General features: G+C 52.3%; 25 protein-coding genes, 1 tRNA gene and 1 pseudogene. 14 read left to right on the forward strand and 13 right to left on the reverse strand.

The annotated features are described in order from the left end of the window. Positions 1–17: 17 nt before the first annotated feature. The 5 genes from EIH22_RS04950 to EIH22_RS04970 are packed head-to-tail and all read right to left on the reverse strand — an operon-like array spanning position 18 to position 3080. Entirely contained in the window at positions 18–575 is a 558-nt protein-coding gene (locus tag EIH22_RS04950; protein WP_124054634.1) for a DUF2815 family protein, read from the reverse strand. A gap of 11 nt (positions 576–586) precedes the next feature. Continuing rightward, complete coding sequence (locus EIH22_RS04955) at positions 587–1723, reverse strand: DUF2800 domain-containing protein (RefSeq protein ID WP_124054635.1); 1137 nt, start codon at positions 1721–1723, stop codon at positions 587–589. Continuing rightward, positions 1710–2123 carry a hypothetical protein gene (locus EIH22_RS04960; protein WP_200829171.1) on the reverse strand — a complete coding sequence of 138 codons (414 nt, stop codon included), beginning with the start codon at positions 2121–2123 and terminating at the stop codon, positions 1710–1712. The genes EIH22_RS04955 and EIH22_RS04960 overlap by 14 nt, the downstream gene beginning before the upstream one ends. Then, positions 2120–2359 (reverse strand): hypothetical protein, encoded by a 240-nt coding sequence (locus tag EIH22_RS04965; RefSeq protein WP_073716801.1) that lies wholly within the window; start codon positions 2357–2359, stop codon positions 2120–2122. The genes EIH22_RS04960 and EIH22_RS04965 overlap by 4 nt, the downstream gene beginning before the upstream one ends. Before the next feature lie 58 nt (positions 2360–2417). Further along, the gene (locus tag EIH22_RS04970; protein ID WP_235001774.1) at positions 2418–3080 is read right to left on the reverse strand and encodes a sigma-70 RNA polymerase sigma factor region 4 domain-containing protein; all 663 of its coding nucleotides are present in this window, start codon (positions 3078–3080) and stop codon (positions 2418–2420) included. Between the two features lie 485 nt (positions 3081–3565). Between EIH22_RS04970 and EIH22_RS04975 the strand changes: the two genes are divergently transcribed. From EIH22_RS04975 to EIH22_RS04995, 5 genes are read left to right on the forward strand one after another with little or no spacing between them, the layout of a single operon-like run. Further along, the gene (locus EIH22_RS04975) at positions 3566–4726 is read left to right on the forward strand and encodes an ABC-three component system protein (protein ID WP_124054636.1); all 1161 of its coding nucleotides are present in this window, start codon (positions 3566–3568) and stop codon (positions 4724–4726) included. Next, the gene (locus tag EIH22_RS04980; protein WP_073716803.1) at positions 4713–4940 is read left to right on the forward strand and encodes an ABC-three component system middle component 7; all 228 of its coding nucleotides are present in this window, start codon (positions 4713–4715) and stop codon (positions 4938–4940) included. The genes EIH22_RS04975 and EIH22_RS04980 overlap by 14 nt, the downstream gene beginning before the upstream one ends. Beyond that, entirely contained in the window at positions 4925–6574 is a 1650-nt protein-coding gene (locus EIH22_RS04985) for a DUF2326 domain-containing protein (protein ID WP_073716804.1), read from the forward strand. The genes EIH22_RS04980 and EIH22_RS04985 overlap by 16 nt, the downstream gene beginning before the upstream one ends. Continuing rightward, positions 6571–6798 carry a helix-turn-helix domain-containing protein gene (locus EIH22_RS04990; RefSeq protein WP_073716805.1) on the forward strand — a complete coding sequence of 76 codons (228 nt, stop codon included), beginning with the start codon at positions 6571–6573 and terminating at the stop codon, positions 6796–6798. Before EIH22_RS04985 ends, EIH22_RS04990 begins: the two co-directional genes overlap by 4 nt. Positions 6799–6802: 4 nt before the next feature. Then, positions 6803–7642 (forward strand): type II restriction endonuclease, encoded by an 840-nt coding sequence (locus EIH22_RS04995; protein ID WP_124054637.1) that lies wholly within the window; start codon positions 6803–6805, stop codon positions 7640–7642. Here EIH22_RS04995 and EIH22_RS05000 read toward each other — a convergent pair. The 3 genes from EIH22_RS05000 to EIH22_RS09045 form a co-directional block, all read right to left on the reverse strand. Continuing rightward, positions 7629–8489, reverse strand: coding sequence for a DNA adenine methylase (locus EIH22_RS05000; RefSeq protein ID WP_073716807.1), 861 nt, complete (start codon positions 8487–8489; stop codon positions 7629–7631). The genes EIH22_RS04995 and EIH22_RS05000 overlap by 14 nt on opposite strands. Beyond that, positions 8486–8677, reverse strand: coding sequence for a helix-turn-helix domain-containing protein (locus tag EIH22_RS05005; protein ID WP_073716808.1), 192 nt, complete (start codon positions 8675–8677; stop codon positions 8486–8488). The genes EIH22_RS05000 and EIH22_RS05005 overlap by 4 nt, the downstream gene beginning before the upstream one ends. A gap of 98 nt (positions 8678–8775) precedes the next feature. Beyond that, on the reverse strand, positions 8776–8901 hold the full coding sequence (locus EIH22_RS09045; protein ID WP_268808216.1) for a hypothetical protein: 126 nt from the start codon (positions 8899–8901) through the stop codon (positions 8776–8778). 15 nt (positions 8902–8916) lie between these two features. Here EIH22_RS09045 and EIH22_RS09005 point away from each other — a divergent pair, with 15 nt between their 5' ends. After that, entirely contained in the window at positions 8917–9237 is a 321-nt protein-coding gene (locus EIH22_RS09005; protein ID WP_235001785.1) for a hypothetical protein, read from the forward strand. Positions 9238–9250: 13 nt separating this feature from the next. On the opposite strand, the pseudogene EIH22_RS09100 reads toward EIH22_RS09005, so the two are convergent. From EIH22_RS09100 to EIH22_RS05030, 5 genes and pseudogenes are all read right to left on the reverse strand, one after another. Beyond that, a pseudogene (locus EIH22_RS09100) lies at positions 9251–9592 on the reverse strand (hypothetical protein); the annotation flags it as partial. Positions 9593–10144: 552 nt separating this feature from the next. Next, positions 10145–10218: transfer RNA gene (locus EIH22_RS05015), tRNA-Gly, on the reverse strand. Positions 10219–10372: 154 nt separating this feature from the next. After that, positions 10373–11287 carry an FAD:protein FMN transferase gene (locus tag EIH22_RS05020; protein WP_124054638.1) on the reverse strand — a complete coding sequence of 305 codons (915 nt, stop codon included), beginning with the start codon at positions 11285–11287 and terminating at the stop codon, positions 10373–10375. Further along, positions 11274–11828: an FMN-binding protein gene (locus EIH22_RS05025; protein ID WP_124054639.1), complete on the reverse strand. Its 555-nt coding sequence runs from the start codon at positions 11826–11828 to the stop codon at positions 11274–11276. The genes EIH22_RS05020 and EIH22_RS05025 overlap by 14 nt, the downstream gene beginning before the upstream one ends. A 76-nt stretch (positions 11829–11904) precedes the next feature. After that, positions 11905–13323 carry a ferredoxin reductase family protein gene (locus tag EIH22_RS05030; RefSeq protein ID WP_124054640.1) on the reverse strand — a complete coding sequence of 473 codons (1419 nt, stop codon included), beginning with the start codon at positions 13321–13323 and terminating at the stop codon, positions 11905–11907. A gap of 262 nt (positions 13324–13585) precedes the next feature. Between EIH22_RS05030 and dcd the strand changes: the two genes are divergently transcribed. From dcd to EIH22_RS05070, 8 genes are all read left to right on the forward strand, one after another. Further along, complete coding sequence (gene dcd / locus EIH22_RS05035) at positions 13586–14167, forward strand: dCTP deaminase (protein ID WP_124054641.1); 582 nt, start codon at positions 13586–13588, stop codon at positions 14165–14167. Positions 14168–14391: 224 nt separating this feature from the next. Beyond that, complete coding sequence (locus EIH22_RS05040; protein WP_124054642.1) at positions 14392–17475, forward strand: Na+/H+ antiporter subunit A; 3084 nt, start codon at positions 14392–14394, stop codon at positions 17473–17475. 2 nt (positions 17476–17477) lie between these two features. Further along, entirely contained in the window at positions 17478–18014 is a 537-nt protein-coding gene (locus EIH22_RS05045; RefSeq protein WP_124054643.1) for a Na(+)/H(+) antiporter subunit C, read from the forward strand. Continuing rightward, positions 18011–19471 (forward strand): Na+/H+ antiporter subunit D, encoded by a 1461-nt coding sequence (locus tag EIH22_RS05050; protein ID WP_200829172.1) that lies wholly within the window; start codon positions 18011–18013, stop codon positions 19469–19471. The genes EIH22_RS05045 and EIH22_RS05050 overlap by 4 nt, the downstream gene beginning before the upstream one ends. 89 nt (positions 19472–19560) lie before the next feature. Then, positions 19561–20331 carry a Na+/H+ antiporter subunit E gene (locus EIH22_RS05055; RefSeq protein ID WP_124054644.1) on the forward strand — a complete coding sequence of 257 codons (771 nt, stop codon included), beginning with the start codon at positions 19561–19563 and terminating at the stop codon, positions 20329–20331. After that, the gene (locus EIH22_RS05060; RefSeq protein ID WP_124054645.1) at positions 20332–20748 is read left to right on the forward strand and encodes a monovalent cation/H+ antiporter complex subunit F; all 417 of its coding nucleotides are present in this window, start codon (positions 20332–20334) and stop codon (positions 20746–20748) included. Beyond that, a complete protein-coding gene (gene mnhG, locus EIH22_RS05065) occupies positions 20729–21184 on the forward strand; it encodes a monovalent cation/H(+) antiporter subunit G (protein WP_235001775.1) in 456 nt (151 codons plus the stop codon). Before EIH22_RS05060 ends, mnhG begins: the two co-directional genes overlap by 20 nt. A 118-nt stretch (positions 21185–21302) precedes the next feature. Beyond that, positions 21303–21560, forward strand: a complete 258-nt coding sequence (locus EIH22_RS05070; protein WP_124054646.1) for a DUF4235 domain-containing protein — start codon at positions 21303–21305, stop codon at positions 21558–21560. The last annotated feature ends 451 nt before the right edge of the window (positions 21561–22011 follow it).

Raw genomic sequence — 22011 nt, forward strand, 5'->3', positions numbered from 1 at the left:
TCCACGTGTGGGGATGGTTAGTTCAGGAAGTCGTCATCAGCGGCGAAGGCACCGAAGTCAGTCTCAGCGCTCACGCGCCCACCGCCAAGGCTCTCGCCGTCACGGGTCTTTTGAATATTGCCCAGTGCGCAGGCGATTCCTCGGTTGCCGTTCGTATTGAAGGCGTAGAAGGACAGGGATACGCGGGCGTAGCAGCCCGAGTAGACCTCGGCGCGGTCCAGGATCGGGGCGACGTTCATATCAACAATCTGTGGAGCGGTCAGAGAGTTGGCGTTGAGGAAGTAGGCGCCCTTGTAGGCTTCGTCGTCGCGCTCAATATCTCCATCGCGCAGCGGGAGTTTGAGGGCGGCCTTGTTGGGTCGCTTGCCCCCAAACTTGCCAATACCAGCCTCGATGGCTGCGTCCACGGCCTTCTCGATCGCGGCAATGGTGGCAGTATCAGTCTTGGGGATAATCAGGGAGACGGAGTACTTGGGCTTGCCGCCTTGGATAGAGTTCGGCTCCCAGACGTGTGCGTAGGACAAGCGTACTTCGCCGGTGACAATACGGGTCGGATTGGTCGTTGACATAATCATTCTTCTTTCTTCTAGTTGTCGTTACTGAAATCGGTGGCCGCACTCACCAGGTCAAGCGCTGGCCGTTTGTCGGATGCAGGAACCAGGGTGGGTTTGCCTGCAGGTTTGGTCACGAAATCGCCAAGAATCTCGTTGAAGGCGGGTTTACCCATCAGCTTTTCCATTGCTGTAAGAGTGATGAGCTTGCGGTCATAGATGTCCCTATAGCCCGCCGCTTCAGCCGCCGCAGCCACGTCGGTTTCGGAGGTGTATTTGCGTACCGAACGACCTGCGACGAGCTTGAACCCCTCAAAGACCACGCCCTGGTTGACGGCCTTTGAGAGCGCGTAGGCTTCAACATCCGACGCCCAGGTTTTAAGCTGCGGAATCCTCGTGAGCACGTCGGCAATCTCCACGTCTGACAGTTCTGCTGGTGGGGCGAACTCCAACTTGGCAAGCGCAAGATTGGCTTCTGCTCTTGCCCGGCAGGTGGGAGCGATCTTGCAAAACTGACACCACGACCCAGGACAAAACTCACCCTTACCTGCGGCAGCGAGCTCGGCTTTAGGTTTCACCTCGGTCTCAGCCCAGTGTTCGAGATCGGCAACAGAGATTTCCCAGGTGTCGACGTTCGCCCGGCGCGGCTGATAGATCGTGACCGCTACGCGCTCGATGTCATACAGATCCCCGAAAGCGTGGAGCGCTCCGAGCGCATACAACATCAACTGCGGATTACGCTCGGCCTCAACCAACACGCCTTGCCCGTACTTCAGATCAATAATCTGCAAGGTAGGTTCGGCGATGTTCACGCAATCCCCGGTGCCAAAACCTCCGGGCACAATATGGCTAAAATCCAGGCGCTGCTCGATCAGCACCTGCGGATCACCACAGGTCTCCTGGGCGATCGAGATGTGTTCTTGGACGTAAGCGACGTAGTCGTCAGTCAAGCTTTCCATCTCGTCATCAATCCAAGACGAGACTGGCCGTTTCGAGCGCTGCTTGAGAGCCTTGCGGAGTTTGTGCTCAGCCAGTGCGTGTGCTGCGGTACCTTGCTCGGCAGCCGCCGACGTCGACTCTGGCTCATCGGACTCAAGCCGAGCGGACGGTGTGCAGTTAAGCCACCTGTGAGCACCAGAAGCTGAGAGGAGTGCGTGATCAGACGGTGCCATCAGCAATCTCCTTAGCCCGCTCAAGAAGCCAGCCAAACTTCACTGGATCCACCGCCGAGAGCTTGTCCGCACCAGCCTCGACGATCAGCTCACGAACCTTCGCCGTATGCCCTTGCGCTGAAAGCTGTGCGAGCACGCCACGCACGTCCTCCAAAGTCACCGCAGGTTCTGGCTCCGCAACTGGAGACATGTCTGGTGTTTCTTCGTGCGCTGGGGAACGGCTTGGTTCTGATGTGCCAACTAGTCGTGCGGCGGGTATCGGGTGGTCACCGATCATGCCTGCATGGTCTTCAACCTGCTCATACCAGTCATCTTCGAGGGCTTGCGCCTGCTCACACGCATAGGCGGCGGCCTGGTTCCATGCGTTGATCAGGTTGTTGCGGGCCTGAAAATCCATCATCGCCCCTCACCTCCCGTACGCCCGTTGAGAGCGTCAGCCAAGGCCATGAGGTCGTCGTCAGGTTCGATAATTTCGACGCTGCCAACCTGACGACCAGGCACGAGGACCGTGACGCGTTGCCTACGGCCGAGGATCCTGGCCAATAGTCGTTCACGCAGGCTGACGGTACGGGCGGAAACCAGCGAGTCATCTGGCGCATCGTCGGTGACGTTGATGCGAAGCTTGTGCTTTGCCATAAGTTTTCCCCTTTCTGGAAGATTCGAAACAGTGCTTGCCGCCGTGTGGGGCTTGCACTCATACGTCCTCGGGGCAGGGTGAATCCGGACGGGTCGTGCCGAACATCTTGTGGATTCGCTTCACAGCACGGTTCACGGAGTTACGCACCGCGTCAGCCAGCTTGTTGATCTGTGCCTGGTCAGCGTCGGGGTGCTCTAATCGAGCGATATCTGCGTAGGAGAGATCTTCACCTAACGACAAGGTGATGTACTTGCGTTGCTGATCGGTCAGCGGAAGCAGGATCTCGGCGACCATCTTCTCAGCGTCCTCCGTATCCGTCTGGCGAATCAATTGAAATTCGGGGTCGAACGCCTCACCCTCCCGCACCATCGCCCGCACGTAGTCACGCCGTAGCCGCTTAGCGTGGAGTTGAGGGTCAAGGAGGTCGTCCTCACTCCCGAACTCGGATTGTTTACCCCTGCTTCGACGCTTGCGGTCGTTCTCACGGTCACGAAAACGCTGATAAGCGTCCTCCAACCACAGCTGTTTCCACTCCGGAAGGAAATCCGGGTCAAGGATCTGGTCACGGAACTCTTGATCGTCTGGGAAGTCAATGAGTTCTACCCATGCGCATCCACGATCGGATGGCAGGTAAATCTGCCAGTGCTCACGTCGATTGGAGTCGACCTTGCGTCGAGTGGCGTATGGACGGGCTTGTGGTTGAGAAGTAGGTGTAGCCACGGTGGGCTCCTTCCGCTAGATGCGGAAAGACCCACAAGAGACGCTGCTACTCGTATGAATTCGGTGAAATGATCTGCATAGGCATGGCTACGGGCGGACACCCGGATGGATGCCCGCCCCAGTGGCTCCTGCAGATCGTTCCGACTTGGGACGAGTAGAAACCTGAGCTCAGTTGTATGGCGTTACCTTCGGTGTGTGATCGTGACCGAAGGGAGAGCACCGTTGGATTTCCCCTGGTACTCAAGGTCGACAAGGGCTGTGCACAATCCCTAATTGACCTGCTCATCGAGCCTTGCCACAGGCTCGACGAAGCCAACGAAAGATGCGCAAAAGCCAAAATCTGGTTGCGAAAACACAGCCGTGATAGAATTTTGTCCATCTCTCGCGAGCTGATTTCAGGTTAGAAAACGCACCATCGCGGGATTGGGTACTTTGGGACAGCCTGGGACAAGTGGGACAAAAACTGGCGTGAAGGCGGTGAGAGATTGCTATTCACTGAGCTAATACGCGCCGCTTATCCGCATCTTGGAAGCGAGCGCAACACGGCAACATTCATGCGCGACATGCTCGAAAGACTCTCTGCCGTACCTGAGGAACAATGGTTCACAACGCGAGGGAAAACACCGGGCGAAGATCACTCGGACGAGACGTTACGCAAGTGGTTCAATCGCGGTCTACCAAAGACATTGGCACGCCGAATGCTCGCGAACCCAACCCGAGACAACTTCATCGACTCGCTAAACTACGTCAACGACATCGAGACTCAATCGGCTGACGAAGTCAAAGCTGCGCTCGCATTGAGCATTGCCTCGTTCACGGATGTAAATGTCGATGAGGATAATGTTGGCGAGATCCTCTTTGACCTGTTTCAGCAATCTTTTGAATTCATCGTCAACCCAGATCTTGAAAACGATCGGAAACTGCAACAAGCCAGCACTACTTCAACCACTGCCAAGGGTCGTTTCGGGTCGCGATTGCTCGAAGAATGCAAATACACCTGCTCACGAAATGGCTGCGGACAACACCTGCAAGTCCCCGCAGCTAACAACCGCGCAGAACCGCTGTATGAGATCACAAGAATCACTGGAGATTCGCGTGACTATCCGAATCTGATTGCATTGTGTCCCACCTGTTTTCACGACTACACACTCGGACACAAGAAGGCTGCCGAAACCGAGCTGAAGAAGAACAAGCAGATCCAGACCCGGGTCGCCGAGGCGCGAGAGGTTGCCTCAACGGTCGACATCGAGCGTGGCATCACCAAAGTGATCGAGAAACTCGGTAATGCGAAACTCCAAGACTTCGAACCATTGTCATTCGACCCCGTTGCAGTGAAAGCAAAGATCGACGAGAGCATCGACTTCTTTCTCTACGACGAAGTAATGAGACACGTGACCAAGTATTACCGGTTCATCGAAGGGCAAATGCAGGAAGAAGCCCGGCTCAAAACCTTTGACGACAACCTCTTACGAGCACAAATCAAGGCCCTATCCAAGAAGCTGGTCGAGAAGGGATACCCGAAGATGCGTATCCACGCTGACCTAAGCGATCGGTTAAGCCAAATCACGAAACAGGACATTCGCTACTGCGCTTTCGTCGTTTCCTACTTCGTTCAGTCTTGCGAGGTTTTCGATGTTACTGCCTAACAAACTCTTCTCCTATCAAGCCACAGGGCTACCACTCCTTCCTGAAATCCTCACTCAACTCAGTGAACCCATGTCTCCCAAAGACCTCGCCACGCGATTGCACCCGACAACAGTAGATCCGCTCAAGATCATCGACGCTTTGGACTGCCTCTACGCGCTTGGCCGCATTGACCTCAACGAAGAAGGGATGCTCCACAGATGCTCAAAGAAATAAGCTGCGACGCATTCAAAATCGGTGACCAGCCACGCCCACCCATACGGTTCCACATGGGGCTCAACACGATTCTAGGTTCGGTTACGGGTGCCGCAGGTTCCATCGGTAAATCCACGATGATGCTCATCATTGACTTCGTATTCGGCGGAAATACCTACACCCAGAGCGACGCCGTCAACGAACTCGACCCCCACACCATCTACTTCTCATTCGAATTTGATAACACTGAATACCGCTTCTCCCGGAACACTGAAGAAGCGGACACCGTCGTTGTAGTCGACGAGAACCGTAATGTACTCGAATCATGGGACATCAAGAAGTACACACAATGGCTAGCCCAGCAATACAACATGAATCTGCCCGGCGCTTCGTTCCGTAACACCATCAGTCGTCTCTTCCGCATCTACGGGAAGAACAACCACAACGAACTCAAACCCCTCCAGACACGGGGCGGGGAAGAACCAAAACGCGACGCAATCAACGTCCTGATTTCACTTTTCCAGTACTACGAATCCATCGAGGACTTCAAGACACAGCTCCAAGACGCAGATGAGCGCATCAAAGCATTTCGCACAGCGCGCCGCTACGAATTCATCCCTTCCGCTGTTGACGGGCTGACCAAGTACAAGGCCAATGTCGTTGAGATCGCTTCGCTCGAATTGGAGCGCCAAAAACTCGCAAACCTCGACGAAGCTGACGTTCAACCAACCGAAGTAGAGAAAGCGAATGAACGAAACGCCCTCAAACGCTCACTTGATGACACTCGCCGCGAAATCAAAGCTCGACAAGACGAACTCCACTTACTGAACCTGAACCTCCAGCATGGTGCTTACCCAACAGAAGCCGATTTACAGGCTCTCCACGAGTTCTTTCCCGAAGCCGACCTTGAAGCGCTCGTCAAGGTCGAAAAATTCCATTCAAGGATCCAAACCATCCTCAGCGAAGAACTCGAACAAGCCAAAACAGCTGTTGAAGCCGACATTAGTGAACTTCAAGAAGTTGAAGCACAATTGCTCTCACATATGGACTCAATCCCAGCATCCAAAGCATTCACCGACGAGTTCCTCGATGCATACACCTCACTCGACCGACGAATCAACAAACTCAAAGACGAGAACGAAGCATTCGATATCCGCAACAGACTTGGAATCGAAAAGAAAGATGCCAGCGAGCGCTACCACAACCAAGTAGCCACCGTTCTCGAAGCCATCGAAATCGCTATCAACACCCAAATGGAAGCGATCAACGACGAGGTAACCGGCGGGGAGTACAACGCTCCACAGCTCACGCTGAGCGCATATAACAGCTACACGTTTGAGACCCCTAAGGATAAGGGCACTGGCACGAATCATCGCAGCATGATTATCTATGACCTTGCTGTTCTTCAGAACACAGTGTTACCCGCACTGGCACATGACTCCGTCATGTTTGACTCTATGCCTCGACCGGATCTCAGTAACCTCATCCGCGTCTACAACGACCAAATCGAAAAACAGATTTTCATCGCCGTTGACAAAACCAGCGAATGCACCCAAGAGGCCCAGCACATTCTGCGAGAGACCACCGTGCTCAAACTCGACAACAACGAGCAAGCCCTCTTCGGTGAAAAGTGGAGCCGAAAGGAACGCCCATGAAACTCCAGTACAACAAACTCTGGAAAATACTCATAGACAAAAATATGAACAAAGTCCAGCTACGTGAAGCCGCCGGAATCAGCACAAACTCGTTAGCCAAACTCGGCAAAAACGAACCCGTAAGCATGACAGTCCTCATGAAAATCGCGACCACACTTGAATGCCGAGTCGAGGATCTGTTTGAAACCGCACTTAAATGCACATCTCGGAACGAGGAAAAGTAAAGTAATGACTGCACCCAACCTTATTAAGGATTTTTACAAGAAAATGGAGACCGTCGACCTTAATGTCTACGGAATTCTGGGAACTGACGACAAAGTCCATTCGCTCGGAACGGATTCCAAAATCATCGGGAGAGTTTTTGAGATTCTAGCTCAACCTGTTCTGGAGGAAATTGCAGCGGAACATAATCTGAGTATCATCACACCGGCATCTCAGACGGTCTACCCGGATTTTGTCCTTATGGACGACCCAGATTCAACCGAGAAAATCGCCGTGGACATCAAGACGACGTATGTGGCCTCCGAGCGGTCGCAAATCAAATTCACACTCGGGGCCTTCGCGTCGTACATGCGCAATAACACTAAGAATATTGAATACAAGTACACGGACTACGCTAAGCACTACGTGATCGGCTTTGTCTACAACCGCAACGGCTTTGCGCAGGAAAGTAAAGTATTTGACTTTGCCGACCGAGCCAGCATTGAAACTCCCTACACCAACGTCAAATACTTTATGCAAGAGAAGTACCGAATCTCTGGCGATAAGCCAGGGTCTGGCAATACCGAAAACATCGGCTCGATCAGAACGCGCAACTTTGAAGATTTTGTAGAAGGGAACAGCCCTTTCGCTACCCTTGGCGAGGATGTGTACGACCTGTACTGGGCAAATTATCCCAAGTACAGGTCAGCAAACAAAGCGTACACGTCTCTACCAGAATTTCTGGAATGGCTCCCAAAGCAGAGTGAAGGACTCAGCCTTTTGCGGCCGTTCGACCTAGTCGATGTACTGAAGCGCGTAGAGAGCTTCTCGTTCGATCAGAGTGACTTGTCGCCTAGGGATTTGTAGCCAGGACTTCAGTCATAGCGTGCCTGTTGCTCTCCTTTGCGCCAAAGTGGTAGAAGTGATCCCGTTCGTGCCACACGAAATCGCTCCAGTAATCAAATAGGTGCTCATTCCTGCGGAATTTGTTCTCTTTCCACATCGAAAGACAAACATCTGCAGGGGTTTCGTGAGCAAGGCGTGCTAGCTCGATCGCTTCAGATTCGGGCCATTCACCCACATATGAAGTGTCTCGGCCGATATACGGCGGATCAATGTAGATGTAATCACCCCGCTGGGCTCGGATAATTGTTTCCTGCCAGGGTGCGGCCTTGAACTCCCAATCTTTATCCCGCATCACGGAAGCAACCGCTTCAATCTGGTTGCAGATCTTTGTGGTGTACGCCTTAGAGAAGCGATCGGGCTTCTGGCAAAATGGGACGTTGAAGCCACCTGATTTATTGAAGCGAATCATGCCGTTAAAGTCTGATCGATTCAGGAAGAGAAAATACAGTGGGTCTGCGTTCTCGTTGAACTTCTGGCGCATCTCCAAATAGTATTCTTTGCCTTCCTTAGAAAGCTGGGCACCGTGGAACTCTAAGAACTGCCTGACAACTCTGCTGTTGATACGGTCAGACTGAATGTCCTGATATAGCCTGATGATGTGCTGATTCTTGTCAGTCAGCAACGCTCGCTGGGGTGCAATATTAAAAGCGACAACCCCGGAGCCGAGGAACGGCTCAATCCAGCGCCCCTCCTGATTCCACGTAACTGTCTCTATAATAAATGGAACAAGCTTGGTTTTTATTCCTTGGATCTTTATCGGGGGAACAATTACCTTTTTATGGGTCTCCCGTTCAATTGCAATACTCATAATGCGCTCTTTCCGCTCTTGACCCAACTGTCTAGCTCAGATTTCTTGAATTTCCAGAGCTTGCCAATTTTGTGTGCAGGGATGTCGAGCTCCCTACTTCGAATCCAGTTATGGATGCTGTCTTTGGTTACGCCCAGATATGCCGACGCCTCATCGATTCCAATCCAACGGTCAGGTTCCTGTTCCATCCCAGTCCTCCTCGTCCTGAACGAGGATAGTATTTCATATGATTTCATCCGAATCAAGTGGAATGAGTATGAACTGGGTGGTTTTTGGTGGCCCGGCATTATGCGCGGATGATGCTTTCGAGTAAGGCCATCTGCGTCAGAGCACAGGTACGCACATCCGAGGTCGAGGATGCCTCCGCCAACCGGTCGGTAGCGCTCGTAGTTGCGAGTTCGCCTGGGCGCATCACGGGGCTCCAGCGTTGCGGCAGGTCGAGGGTGACGGCTTCGCCGGTGATGAACACGAAACCGAGCCTGCCATCGGTGAGCATGCACCCACCCTCCAGAACGGCAAGGAAATCCGGGATGTGGAGCGCAAGCTGCGTCGGCGATTCGGTCAGGAGCTTGTCGATCGCCGTGTGGAGCGTCGATGGGCGTCGTCGCACACCGGTTGTACGCAAGCTTGTGCACGGCCTGGTCGACCGCCGCGCGGTTGCGCCCAGCGAGCACCTGCAACGCTTCAGCCATTTTCACCAGCAGCACTTCCTGGTAGAGGTGGCTGGTGGCGCAGGTGCCGCGCTTGACGTAGTTCGTGGGACACTCCCACACGTCGACCCGGTTCGGGGTGCCCGAGTGCCAGGTCTTGTGGCCGAACGCTCGTCCGCAGTCGCCGCACATAATCTTGCGCGACATGCGAACGCCGAAAGACTTGTGTCCTTGTGGATCCGTGCGGGTTGCTAGCCAGGGTAGTTCACGCGTCACCAGACCAAGCACCTCGGCAACATGCTTGTGTGCTTTGAAAGCCTCTAGCCATTCAACGTGACCCTCATGGGCAAGGTTTTCCAACAGGAAGTTCGTCAGATGAAACCTCACGATTGAGTCCGTAGGGCCAGGTCGAAAAGTGTCCATGGTCTTTCTCCTTGTCGTTGAGCTAGTCATATACACGCTCTGAAAAGGACGAATAGCAAGCCGTGTCACCTACATCTTCTGGCACTACTCACACCTTTTGGCGGGACCTCTGCAGACAGTGGATAGGGGGTTGCGCCAAGCCGGTCGTCGCTCCCTTGTCTGTATACAGATCGACGATGACGCGAGAATCTTGGCGGTCGGGTGGTCACGGTTGGGCGTTTCTGCTAGTCGCAGGCACGTTTCTGCCGCTTCCTCAACGACTGCTGGTTACTGCCTTGTATCCAATCCGCACCGGTTCCCGAGCATGCCGATGGATCCCGCACTTCTCTGTCTATCTGATACCTTTCGGCGGCACTCATACTTTTCGGCGCAAGCCACACTTTTTGGCGCTACCCCCTGAGAGCACTATTCGCGACCCGACCGAAGCACCCAAAACCTGCTCGGACACCCGCTTCCACGCCCGATCTGCACCATGCCAGAAGCACAACAAACCCCTCGAATTCCTTGTTTTACCTAGTAAAACTCGGAACCCGAGGGGTCCTGTTCGCACTCACACTTTTGGTATCAAAATGAGCGTCCTAGTGGAGCGGGTGACGGGAATCGAACCCGCCTCTGCAGCTTGGGAAGCTGCCGTTCTACCGATGAACTACACCCGCATGTGTCCAGACTCAGTTAGCCACGAGCCTAATTTGGTGCCCCTAAATCCTAAGCCATCACGGGGGTGAGATTCAATTTCCTGTGCTTTCCCATCGTGGAGCTGCTAATTCTCAGCCTGCCTCAAAGCTGTGAAATCACCGGTTAGCTGTGAAATTACCGAATTGGCACTAAATCTGCCTCACCGCCGATTCTCCACGTGGTTTGCGCACCGTCGGGGTCGACGACGAATGCCGAATAGTCTGGTAGCTCGCGAAACCAAGTTGCGCCGTTGCGTCCAGCAACGATCAATGCCGTGGAAAGAATCTCAGCCACACCAGCGTCGGGCCCGATAACTGTGGAGGAACGGGCGGCGAGGTAAGAGTGGGAGTTGCCTGTAGGTCTGGATGGCCCATCAGCAGTGACGGTAAATCGAGAGTCACCAGCCACCGCTTTTGTAACAAAAGGATTCACAATATGCATCCCGCGCTCGTAGGTGCCAGACGTTGCAATTGCTGCATTCGTAACGTCAAAGCTGGCAGCGATAGTACCCGGATCGTCTGGGTGGCGCACTCCGATGCGCCACGCCACAAGTTCTCCTTGTGTATCAACACAAGCATAACCGCGGTTGACCACGTCACCACCGGCATTGATGGAGAAGTTTTCTAAACCAAAGCGTCCTAAAATCTGGGTCATTGACTCCGCTGCCCAGCCCTTGACAAAACCAGATGGATCAAAGCCACCACCAACCGCCCATGGGTCAAACGCACCATCAGTAATCGACTTTCCCCATTCGCATGCTCGGATTACATCAAGCAACATCGCCTCAGACTTGATACTCCAGGTAAACTCGTGCAATTTGCGCCAACCGTTTCGATACGCGGTAACTTCTGAGTCGTAGCGAAAAGTGGAGAGAGCAGCATCGACCTTCTTCATATACGTACTACACTCGGTAAAGGCAATATCGACGGTGTCCCAGTTCACCGGGTCCTCCCCATCGAGCTGGTGAACATCGATCGTTACAACCGTTCCCCAGATTTCCTCAGTGTAGCGCTGGCGCATGGCTCTTTCACCACTGTTATTTGCTCGCATTGTGACTCACAACTCCAGCTTGATCTAAGGCTGCTTGTAGGGATTCTTTGAACGCCTGTGAAGTGTAGGTAGCACCTGAAATTCCATGTACATCAGCGGACTGTGCTTGAAGTGCTTCCTCAATCAAGGTTGGCATCGCTCGGCTATTGATGCGCTGTGATTTATGATCGGTTGGCACGTCAAGGATCTCAATGTTTGCCAATTTCCCATTGTTCACCCAAGCTCGCACTCTGGTGGTCCCATATTTGTTTTCCGCCGAACTTTCGTAGGGTTTTCCTTGGGATGCCGCCGCACCCGAGTTTGATCGTGGCGGGTTTTGAACCGGACTTTGAGCTACGTCTTGGTTGACGGGTAAATTCTGCTCTGCAACGCTCGTCGTTCTTGTGCTTCTTTGACCTGTGGAACTTTGAGAAATCCCCAGTGGCAGTGAAGAATCTTGTGAGTCCTGCACTAGCTGGAGGATCGGATTGGTGATGAGTACGGCGAGTGTCCCCGCTACCGTGGCTCCGCCGATAATTTTACCTTTGCGTGTTGCTTTCATAAAAATTCCTTATATTCGTTTCAAAAGTTTGAAGTTAAACGATGGGTCCAGCACCCGTCGAGTATGGATCTAGTGATTACCAGTTGAAATGCTCGATGTGGATGTTCTGGGCTGAAGCTCCAAGCGTGAGCATCGATTCCTTAACATGCTCGTTAAACTTTTCTGGCCCGCAGATATAAGCCGAGGCATCATGTACGTCGCCAAGTAAAAGGTCAAGCATAGGAGCATCCATCGGGTAGATCTTGCGTGATCCTGGCAAGACGTGCACTTGTACATTTGGGAGCTTGTTCAGATAATTGAGATCGGCGTCGAATACCACCTCGGAAAGCGAGGAAACACGGTAGATCAAATCTACGGGCTTCGTGGCGGAGATTGCATAGGCAAGGGAAATAATGGGAGAGATGCCGATTCCACCGGCAACTAATATGCTTCGGCTGGTGTATTTGGCGTGATTGGACGTCGTGGCGCCGTAGGGTCCCTCAATAAAAGCTCGTGTTCCAGGCGTGAGCGTTGTAAGGGCATTTGATCCATCCCCAAGGTTCTTGACGGAAATCCGCATGTGATTGTTGTGCGGCATACCTGAAACTGAATAGGGGTGAGACTCGTAAGCAAGTCCCGGCGCATCAAACCGCCACTGAAAGAATTGCCCGGGTTCTACCTTCAGCTCGTCTAGATGGTTACCACGGATGATCACGGACACGACGTCGTCGTTCTCTTTGATGACGCTTTGGACCATTAGTTTATGCCTGTGGGAACGCCACAGTGGTATAACGATTCGGTACCACACGATTGCACCGAAGACGACGGCGTAACAGATAACCCAGAGAGCCTTCCCAGCACCATCTGCAAAAGGACCACCAATGTCAATTTGGTGTAGGAACGAAAAGAGCACTGCAAGATACATGTAAAGGTGGATCGTCCACCAGGTTTGGTGTTTGAGGTGTTTGCGGGCGTGTTTCCACGAAGTGAAACCTGCAACTGCAAAAAGGATTAGTCCAACCAGGGCAGCAAATACCCACTCCAGGGTTAATACATCTTCCCAGAGCGTGCCGAACCAACGTGAAATCCCGGCGATGCCACCAGTGCCATCGAGCACAATTAAGAAGACATGAGCGAAAATCAGCCACAGCGCGACTGAGGCAAATTTCTTATGCCATAAAACCAGCTGGTCGTGCCCGTAAGAACGCTCAATGATCGGCAAACGGGAGATCAAAAGCAACATAATTAAAACCCCATACGTGCCAACAACTGCCGTTAGTACAGAGAGGTTGTAAATCCATGTGCCGTTTTTGGATATTAGGTTCAGGAAGGTAAGTCCGAAAAGTACTCCTCCAATTACACCTACGCCACAGAGCGTTATAAACGCGTTGCGCGAGAGCTGTGCGGTATTATGTGCTGGAGCGTGTCGATTTTCGAGTTGGGTTCGTGTCCCTCTAGTGTGCTGGTTGAGCTTGTTGAATTTCTGCTCGGTGTGTTGCTTCATGACGTGTGGCATGGCTTTATTTAATTCTTAATTACCGATACATTCCTAGGATTTAGCTGCTAGTTTCCTGGGAATGATTTCTTATAATGACCTACGCCTTATGATTAAACTTGCGACGCGCACACTTCCTGAGCTAATGGCAAAGAAATAAGGGAAAGCTAAGTTTGGAAACGTTAAAAATGTTCCGTGCATCACCTTGGTTTAAAACCAATCAAAACCGTTCAAAATTCAACGCTCATTGTCGATTTACTCTATTCATGCCACAATTTATAACGTGTTACTTTCAGATCGCGATATTCGTACTTATGTTGCAGATGGCCGAATCGAACTAGATCCTTGGGATTCGGAAATGATCCAGCCGTCGTCGGTTGACGTTCACCTCGATCGTCACTTTTTGCTCTTTAATAACCACCGGTACGACGTGATTGATCCAGCTGCTGATCAGTCGGATCTCACCACTCGAGTTGAAGTGCCAGCTGATGGCTCCTTCGTTCTCCATCCGGGAGAATTTGTTTTAGGTGCAACGTTTGAGCAGGTTACTTTGGGTGACGACGTCGCTGCCCGTCTCGAAGGTAAATCCTCACTTGGTCGCTTGGGTCTCCTTACACACTCAACCGCCGGTTTTATCGATCCGGGATTTTCTGGGCATGTAACACTTGAGCTGTCTAATACCGCAACTATGCCAATCAAACTCTACCCGGGCATGAAGGTTGGCCAGCTCTGCTTCTTCCAGCTTTCTTCAGCTTCTGAGCGTCCGTATGGTCAAGGTGCAACTGGCTCGCGCTACCAGGGTCAGCGTGGCCCTACTGCATCACGTTCTCATCAGAACTTCCATCGGATTGACGTATCGCGCTAGCTTCATTTTCCTTACAAGATTTCTGAAGATTGCGCATAAAGCTGAATTAAAAACTCGAGTTCGATTCTTAGCTTCCCTTATAATAGAGGTGACGCTTCGTAGCGCCACAGGCTTTCTATGTACCTGCTGTAATCAATCAGGTACATGCCATCAACGGTTGTAAGTTCGCCAAATGTTCTTAGAGGCGGCGCACGCGAAGTAGCGCGAATACGTCTTGGAGGACAATGCTTACTCTGCTCACGATCTTTGCTCTTGGTGCTTTACTGGCGCCTCTAACTGTGCAGCGTGGGCGATTAGGATTCTTGCTACTGTCTCTAATTCCGGCTATCTCTTTCGGTTATTTACTTAGCCAGCGCTCGCGAGTGCTATCTGGTGATTTTCCAGAACAAAACATCACATGGGTTCCTCAGCTGGGATTAAACCTCACTTTCAGGCTCGATGGCCTTTCCTGGCTCATGGCACTTATCGTCACCGGGGTCGGCATGATGGTATTGATTTACTCAAGCCGATATTTTTCCGCGTCTGCCCAAGGACTTTCCCGATTCGCTGGGGTTTTCATGGGGTTTGCAGGTGCGATGCTTGGTTTAGTGACCACCAACAATACCCTTGCCCTTTATCTTTTCTGGGAACTGACCACTGTCTTTTCCTTCCTCTTGATCGGGCATAGTTTTGACCGCAGCTCTTCGCGTCGCGCTGCCATGCAAGCTCTGGTTCTTACGACGACGGGTGGCTTGGCGATGCTGGCAGGTATCGTCATTCTGGGCTCGATTCCTGGTGGTTCCTTTGAACTTTCGGAACTGATAGCGAGTGCACGGAGTGGATCACTCGGTGTCGGAACTTTGGATGCGACTCCGGTGGCACCTACGCTCGTATCTATTGCAACGGCTCTGATTTTGCTCGGAGCTTTTACAAAATCTGCGATTATTCCGTTCCATTTCTGGCTTCCTGCTGCGATGGCGGCACCCACGCCGGTATCTGCCTACCTCCATGCTGCTGCGATGGTGAAGGCGGGAATTTATCTCATTGCACGCCTGGCTCCGGGCTTTGCATATCTACAAATCTGGCACGTAGCGATTCTGGTGACCGGAATTGGAACGCTGATTCTTGGTGGTTACCGAGCTCTACGCCAAACCGACCTCAAACTGGTACTAGCTTTTGGCACAGTTTCTCAGCTGGGCTTACTTACAATTATGGTGGGATACGGTACCTCGGCGATGATGCTGGCAGGCCTTGCAATGCTCATTGCTCACGCTCTTTTCAAATCCTCACTTTTTCTCTCGGTAGGTATTGTTGACTGGGCAACCGGTACGCGTGACCTGAGAAAGCTCAGTTCGATGGCGAAGAAAATGCCGATCGTAGCCACCTTCGCTGGTATCGCTACTGCCTCAATGATGGGTCTACCGCCTTTCCTTGGTTTCATCGCCAAGGAGTCTGGGCTTCATGCGCTCGTCGGTGCAGATACTATTGCCACAGTTACGTGGATTGCGATTGCTCTAGGCTCAGTATTCACTGTGGCCTACAGTATTCGCTTCTGGTGGGGTGCCTTCGCATCAAAACCCGGCGTCGAACCTCTTGATATTAAAACCAAGTCTTGGTTAATGATCATCCCGGTGGGAGTTCTCTCCTTAGCCGGTTTGATGGTTGGGCTTTTTGCACCTCGAATTGAAGTAATGCTTACTCCGCACGCCCGCCTTCTTCCCGGGCATGAAGGTCATTTAGTGCTTTGGGCGGGATTTTCACCGGCGTTCTTTATTACACTTGCAATCTTTGTACTAGGCGTAGTGGTATTTGCGGTGAGAGAACCGTGGCTGGCAATTACAAAGAAAACAGAATTCCCGTTGCGTGCGGACCGTGTTTTCCAAGGATCCCTCAAGGCCTTAGAATCGCTTTCCAGAACCACCACGTCACTCATTCAGCGTGGATCACTTCCTGCTTATCTAATAACCATCTTTACCTTCACCTTGGCGGTGGTAGCTAGCGCTCTGATTTTTGGTGGAACCCTGGCAACTCCGAAACTTCGACTCTATGATTCCCCAGCTCAGTTAGCCGTCGTCATCATCACCGCGGCTGCCGCTCTGATCGGTGCACGTGCCCGCCACCGGCTCAAAGCTGTGCTACTTATAGGAATCTCGGGCTACGGCGTCGCCCTCACCTATGAGCTTTACGGCGCGCCAGACTTGGCATTGACTCAAACCTTGGCAGAAACGATGACGCTCGTCCTCTTTATCTTGGTTTTGCGACGCCTACCTGCATATTTCTCAAACAGGCCGATCAAACTCACGCGCTGGATCCGCATTGCTCTCGCGGCAGTAGTGGGGGTGTCCGCTGCTACTTTGGCATGGCTGGCGGCTGGAGCACGTCAAGCAACACCGGTTTCTGCGGCTTTCCATGACGAAGCCTACTACTACGGTTATGGCAAAAACATCGTAAACGTGACGCTGGTAGATATCCGTGCCTGGGATACTTTTGGGGAAATCTCCGTGGTTATTGCCGCTGCGATTGGTATTTCTTCGTTGCTCTTCATCCGCGACCGTGGTGGACGCTTGGACCGCTTCCGCAACCTCCCTAAGCTCGATGACGATGCCCGCCCGGTTTGGCAGCGAACCTCTGATTCGAAGTACACAGGTCCAGGGCCTGAACTCGCGAACCCAAATGCAACAAGCACTGTTCGAGTCCAAGGTAGAAACCGCCTCTGGTTGGCCGGATCCAACACTCTTGCCGCCCCGCGTCGCTCGGTTATTTTTGAAGTTGGAACGCGATTAATCTTTCACACGATGGTCATTGTTTCGCTGTATTTCCTCTTCGCAGGGCACAATCACCCAGGTGGTGGATTTGCTGCCGGAATCATGGCAGGTGTGGCACTCGTTCTGCGCTACGTTGCAGGAGGGCGCTACGAACTAGGAGCTGCGCTGCCACTTAACCCTGGTCACCTTATGGGGACTGGAATTACCCTTGCGGCTATACATGCTGTTCTACCGCTCGCTTTTGGCGGCACCATTATGCAGACGGTAAAAATAGAAACAACCCTTCCCGCGTTTGGTGACGTTAAGATCGCCTCTGCATTACTCTTCGACGGCGGTGTTTACCTCGTGGTGATCGGTTTGGTGCTGGAAATTTTGCGCTCCCTTGGAGCAGAAATTGATCGTCACGGAGAGATCGAAGGATTCGGTGATCTCGATGATGCACAGATCTATCCGGTCCGGGATCTGCGCCGCGATGAACAAGAAGCAGACCAAGCCCAACAATGCCATCTTCGTGACGCAATTGAGGAACACCAAGAACGAACAGTAAGAACGGAGGTGCGATAGCTATGACTAGTTCCTTCGCCCTGTTGCTACTTGCCGCAGTTCTGATTGCGGTGGGGGTGTACCTAATTTTGGAACGTTCGCTGTCTCGCATCGTCTTGGGTCTGGCGAATCTAACCAACGGAATGAATATCTTGTTCCTCATTGCCGGTGGCGGAGCCGGAGCTGCGCCGATCGTGGGCGATTCGCCCGCCAATGAAATGGCGGATCCGCTTGCCCAGGCCATGATGCTCACAGCGATCGTCATTGGCTTGGCCACTACGGGATTCTTGCTTGCGATGGGTTATCGATCCTGGCAGCTCAACGGTAACGATGAAGTTCAAGACGACCTTGAAGACAGGCGCATCACCAGGCGCGTCGAACGTGAAAGGCTTGATGCTCGCGTGGAGCAACTGATGCCGATTGAACAAGATGCGGAAACCACTCACGATGAAACTGAAGGTGAGCGTGAAGATAATGAACTCTTGGGCTCAATCGACCCGATTTTAGATCGGCCGCGTGAACAGTACCCAACTAAAGATTCGTGGGGTGTCCGTCGATGAGCTGGAGTTTCTTAGTAGCCCTTCCGATCGTTCTCCCACTTCTTGGAGCAGGAATTTCCCTAGCATTCGCGTCGATTCGCCGTCTCCAGATGTTTTTCTCCACCGCGGTTTTGTCAATCGTCCTAGTGGTGGCAGCGGTTTTAGTGTGGAAGTCAAGTTCAGGGCCGGTGGTTCTGGACGTCGGTAACTGGTCTGCGCCCGTCGGAATCACTTTAGTTGCCGACCAGCTTTCGTCAGTCATGCTACTGACCTCGGTCACCGTGACGTTAACCGTGTTGGTCTACTCGATCTTCCAAGGTGTTTCTGATGGAGACGAAGCTGCTCCAGTTGTGGTCTACCATCCCGCATTCCTGATCCTATCTGCTGGAGTTTCGAATGCCTTTCTATCGGGCGACCTCTTCAATATCTACGTTGGATTCGAGATGCTCTTGGTGGCATCATTCGTGCTCATCACTTTGGGTGGAACCCGCGATCGTATTCGATCAGGAATGATCTATGTGGTGATCTCGCTGGTTTCGTCGGCAATTTTCCTTATTGCCATCGCAATGACATACGCTGCGGCGGGCACCGTTAACCTTGCTCAATTAGCGCTTCGCTTCCCAGAGATCGACGCCGGGGTGCGACTTGGTATTCAAGCGCTCCTTCTAGTTGGTTTCGGAATTAAAGCGGCAATCTTCCCACTTTCAGCTTGGCTTCCCGATTCTTACCCGACCGCTCCAGCTCCAGTAACGGCTGTTTTCGCTGGTCTTCTCACTAAAGTGGGTATCTATGGGATCATCCGCACCCAGGTTCTTATGTTCCCATCCGATCGGCTCGATGGAATTATTGGTGTTTTCGCTGCTCTAACCATGGTGATCGGCATCCTTGGTGCTGTGGCGCAGATCGACATCAAGCGTCTCCTTTCCTTCACGCTGGTATCGCACATCGGATACATGGTTTGGGGTGTTTCGCTCTCTTCCTTCGAAGGAGTGAGCTCAACGATCTACTACGCCGTCCACCACATCACGGTGCAAACGGCGCTGTTCCTCGTCGTCGGTCTTATCGAACGTCGCGGCGGCTCAACCTCCCTTACCAAGCTCGGAGCTTTGGCGCGTACCGCGCCGCTGATTGCGGTTCTCTACCTCATCCCAGCGCTCAATCTAGCTGGAATTCCGCCTTTCTCAGGCTTCTTTGGAAAGATTGGCTTGATGCAATCCTCGGTTCATCGCGGCACGTACCTGGACTGGTTCCTAGTCGCAGCGGGAATCGTGACTTCTTTGCTCACGCTTTACGCTGTGATGCGTGCCTGGAATATGGCATTTTGGCAAGAATCACCCGAGGAACTGCCCTCGAAGCCGACGCCGGTAGGAATGGTTGGGTCTGCGGCTTTCTTAGTTGCCGTAACCGTTGTGATTTCGTTCGGGGCTGGTCCAATCAATCGATACACCTTTCAAGCTGCCCAGGAGCTAGAGAATTAGGAAGCTCTATATATCGGCAGTTCTACCTGATGGTGAACGCGGTTCGGGTATCTCCGAAAAGGTTACATCGAAGGGGGTGGGTGATTCGCATGAGTAATTCTGCGCAGTTGATTCGGAGAGCAACGCAACGCCCGGGAAGATTTCCGCACGCTTCAATGGGTACTCTGGTGTGGCTCACTATAGCTTGGGTGATGCTATGGGGTGACCTCACCACTGGAAACTTTGTAGCGGGCTTCCTAATTGCTCTATTTGTAACCACAATTGTTCCTTTTCCAGCCACGCCATTCGATGGTCGTTTCCGACCTCTGGGCGTGATGCGCTTAGTCGCGATCTTTTTCTGGGACATTTTGCGTGCGTCGTGGTTCCAAGCTTGTTTCATTCTTTCAGGTAAACGCCCTCACGGCGCGATTATCCGTGTAAAATTGCATTCCCATTCGGACGTTTACCTGGCAATGGTGGCGGGAATGACCGGACTTGTGCCGGGTTCCGTCGTCGTCGATACCCACAGGATCTCTGGAACGCTCTACGTTCACGTGTTTGACACGAATCTGGCAGGTGGAATCCCGGGTATTCACCGCACGGTTCTTGATCAAGAGGAACGGGTACTTCGCGCTTTCGCCTCAGATGAGGAGCTCGTGGACGCGGGCTACGTCCCAGGTGCGATGCCGTCAGCGGGCCGGCTACCAACCCCGTACGCTCCTCAAACAGGCGAGGTTCGGATTCGTAGTGCGGTTGTGGCCCCGGAGGAAGCTCAGGTGATGACCGACGGAATCGTTACGAAATCTGATGCCTCTTTCGAAGCTTTGGCTAGCAGGATTGCTGGAAACAGGCTCCAAGGTGAAGTGGATGAGGAGGAGTAGATGCTGTTCACAGTGGTATTAGTGATTTGTGTGGGAATTTTGTTTATTTCCGCTTTGATGGTCATTGTCCGGATTGCAAAGGGTCCAACCACTCTTGACCGCATGGCCGGAGTGGATATGATCACGGCGATCGTGGTTGGTGCGTTTGCGCTATTAGCCGCGGCAACGAGGCGCGCAGATCTCCTTCCTGTCTTCGTAGCACTTTCTATTATTGGATTCTTGGGTTCGACGACGCTCGCGCGTTTCGCGCAGCCGTTGACTAGCGTGGGGCGAAAGAACCTTGAACAAGTCACTGCCGATGACGCTTCGCAAAGTTCGCGTCCAGAAACCGATGTGCGCAAACGGCGTCGAAAGCTGTCGAAGGAAAGTGCCGCGAAGGAAAGCGGTACGAGAAAAAGTGGTGATCAACGTGGGTGAGCTTTCGTGGGTTGTTATTGCAGATGCCGTCGGCCTTGGGTTTATTTGCATTGGATCAATCTTTACCTTGATTTCTGCGATTGGGATGCTCAGGTATCCAGATCTGCTTTCACGCCAGCACGTTGCAACGAAACCTCAGGTATTATCGTTGATTTTGTTCTTGCTGGGTGTGATTTTGATGGTTCGGCAGAGCTCGATCACCTGGACTTTGCTCGTAGTTATTGCTTTTCAGCTGATTTCTTCGCCGATTTCGGCGCATATGCTTTCGCGTGCTGGGTATCGGACCGGCCGCGTTGTTAGTGACGATATGGTAGTTGATGAACTGAGAGAGGATATGGGTGGCGGAATCATGTGGAGTGAAGATGATGGTGGACGTGGTGACGTCGCATCAAGTGCTGTTTCAGATGCCGAAGCCGGTGCTCGCGAACCTGAGTGAGACTTTAACGTTCCCACGTTGTTTTCGTCCATTTTTATGCCGACTGGTAAAAATCACGGAAAAATGAGCGCGCGGCGTGCAGTTTAGACATAATTAGGTTATCGAAGATGGAGGAACTATGAATCTTGGTTGGAAACTTCTTTCGCTGGGAATTTCGGCGGGTTCTGGCTTTGTTGCGCAGAAGCTAGTTGAAGTTGTCTGGGAAAAGGGCTTAGGTAAAACGACTCCGAAGGGAGACGAAACCGATACTGATCTGCCGGGTGCGCAGATTGTAGTGTTCACCGCGGTAACCGCGGGTGTTAATGCTGCTGTTACGGAACTTTTGCGCCGTAAAGCTATGAAGGCCTACGGCAAAGATCCTGCTGCGAAGAAGTAAATTTTGCAGATCCTAGCCTTGCTATAGGGGATTCTGGTAAACCAGAATCCCCTATATTTTGCTGAAAAACCACGGTTAAGCGTGGTGAAAAATAGGTTTGGGACTTCGCATTGAAGTCTGTGTGAGTAGGGACACGGCGCTCGGATTTGACGCTGACCTGCATTTCCACCTAAAGTATTTTCCTGTCGCCAAGCGAACGAGAAAGAAACTGAAAAGAATTTTTCTTGGACGTGGTGCGGATCTCTAAAACTTAAGATCTCTTCGATTTGAAATTAAAATCAAGAAGTACTAAGATAGAGAAGTTGCTTCCCTGGTGAATGACTCTTGTTTTGTGGGTTGTTTGTTGGGTGTGGGTGTGTTGTTTGGGATCTCAATAGTGTGTCAGCTTTTTATGATGTTTTTTGTTGGTTGATGTTCTGTCTGGCCTTTTGTGGTTGGGTGGGGTGTTGGT

The sequence above is a fragment of the Arcanobacterium ihumii genome (genome assembly GCF_900604515.1).
In the GTDB taxonomy this organism is placed as follows: Bacteria; Actinomycetota; Actinomycetes; order Actinomycetales; family Actinomycetaceae; genus Arcanobacterium_A; species Arcanobacterium_A ihumii.

Excerpts from the sequence above, each read along its gene's own strand:
- EIH22_RS04985 (WP_073716804.1), top strand. The coding sequence starts at position 4,925 with ATGCTCAAAGAAATAAGCTGCGACGCATTCAAAATCGGTGACCAGCCA.
- EIH22_RS04990 (WP_073716805.1), top strand. The coding sequence starts at position 6,571 with ATGAAACTCCAGTACAACAAACTCTGGAAAATACTCATAGACAAAAAT.
- EIH22_RS04960 (WP_200829171.1), bottom strand. The coding sequence starts at position 2,123 with ATGATGGATTTTCAGGCCCGCAACAACCTGATCAACGCATGGAACCAG.
- EIH22_RS04995 (WP_124054637.1), top strand. The coding sequence starts at position 6,803 with ATGACTGCACCCAACCTTATTAAGGATTTTTACAAGAAAATGGAGACC.
- EIH22_RS05005 (WP_073716808.1), bottom strand. The coding sequence starts at position 8,677 with ATGGAACAGGAACCTGACCGTTGGATTGGAATCGATGAGGCGTCGGCA.
- EIH22_RS05020 (WP_124054638.1), bottom strand. The coding sequence starts at position 11,287 with ATGCGAGCAAATAACAGTGGTGAAAGAGCCATGCGCCAGCGCTACACT.
- EIH22_RS04955 (WP_124054635.1), bottom strand. The coding sequence starts at position 1,723 with ATGGCACCGTCTGATCACGCACTCCTCTCAGCTTCTGGTGCTCACAGG.
- EIH22_RS05055 (WP_124054644.1), top strand. The coding sequence starts at position 19,561 with ATGAGTAATTCTGCGCAGTTGATTCGGAGAGCAACGCAACGCCCGGGA.
- EIH22_RS04950 (WP_124054634.1), bottom strand. The coding sequence starts at position 575 with ATGATTATGTCAACGACCAATCCGACCCGTATTGTCACCGGCGAAGTA.
- EIH22_RS05045 (WP_124054643.1), top strand. The coding sequence starts at position 17,478 with ATGACTAGTTCCTTCGCCCTGTTGCTACTTGCCGCAGTTCTGATTGCG.
- EIH22_RS05000 (WP_073716807.1), bottom strand. The coding sequence starts at position 8,489 with ATGAGTATTGCAATTGAACGGGAGACCCATAAAAAGGTAATTGTTCCC.
- EIH22_RS04980 (WP_073716803.1), top strand. The coding sequence starts at position 4,713 with ATGTTACTGCCTAACAAACTCTTCTCCTATCAAGCCACAGGGCTACCA.
- EIH22_RS09045 (WP_268808216.1), bottom strand. The coding sequence starts at position 8,901 with ATGCGCCCAGGCGAACTCGCAACTACGAGCGCTACCGACCGGTTGGCG.
- EIH22_RS04965 (WP_073716801.1), bottom strand. The coding sequence starts at position 2,359 with ATGGCAAAGCACAAGCTTCGCATCAACGTCACCGACGATGCGCCAGAT.
- EIH22_RS05040 (WP_124054642.1), top strand. The coding sequence starts at position 14,392 with ATGCTTACTCTGCTCACGATCTTTGCTCTTGGTGCTTTACTGGCGCCT.
- EIH22_RS05025 (WP_124054639.1), bottom strand. The coding sequence starts at position 11,828 with ATGAAAGCAACACGCAAAGGTAAAATTATCGGCGGAGCCACGGTAGCG.
- EIH22_RS05030 (WP_124054640.1), bottom strand. The coding sequence starts at position 13,323 with ATGCCACACGTCATGAAGCAACACACCGAGCAGAAATTCAACAAGCTC.
- EIH22_RS05070 (WP_124054646.1), top strand. The coding sequence starts at position 21,303 with ATGAATCTTGGTTGGAAACTTCTTTCGCTGGGAATTTCGGCGGGTTCT.
- EIH22_RS05060 (WP_124054645.1), top strand. The coding sequence starts at position 20,332 with ATGCTGTTCACAGTGGTATTAGTGATTTGTGTGGGAATTTTGTTTATT.
- EIH22_RS05050 (WP_200829172.1), top strand. The coding sequence starts at position 18,011 with ATGAGCTGGAGTTTCTTAGTAGCCCTTCCGATCGTTCTCCCACTTCTT.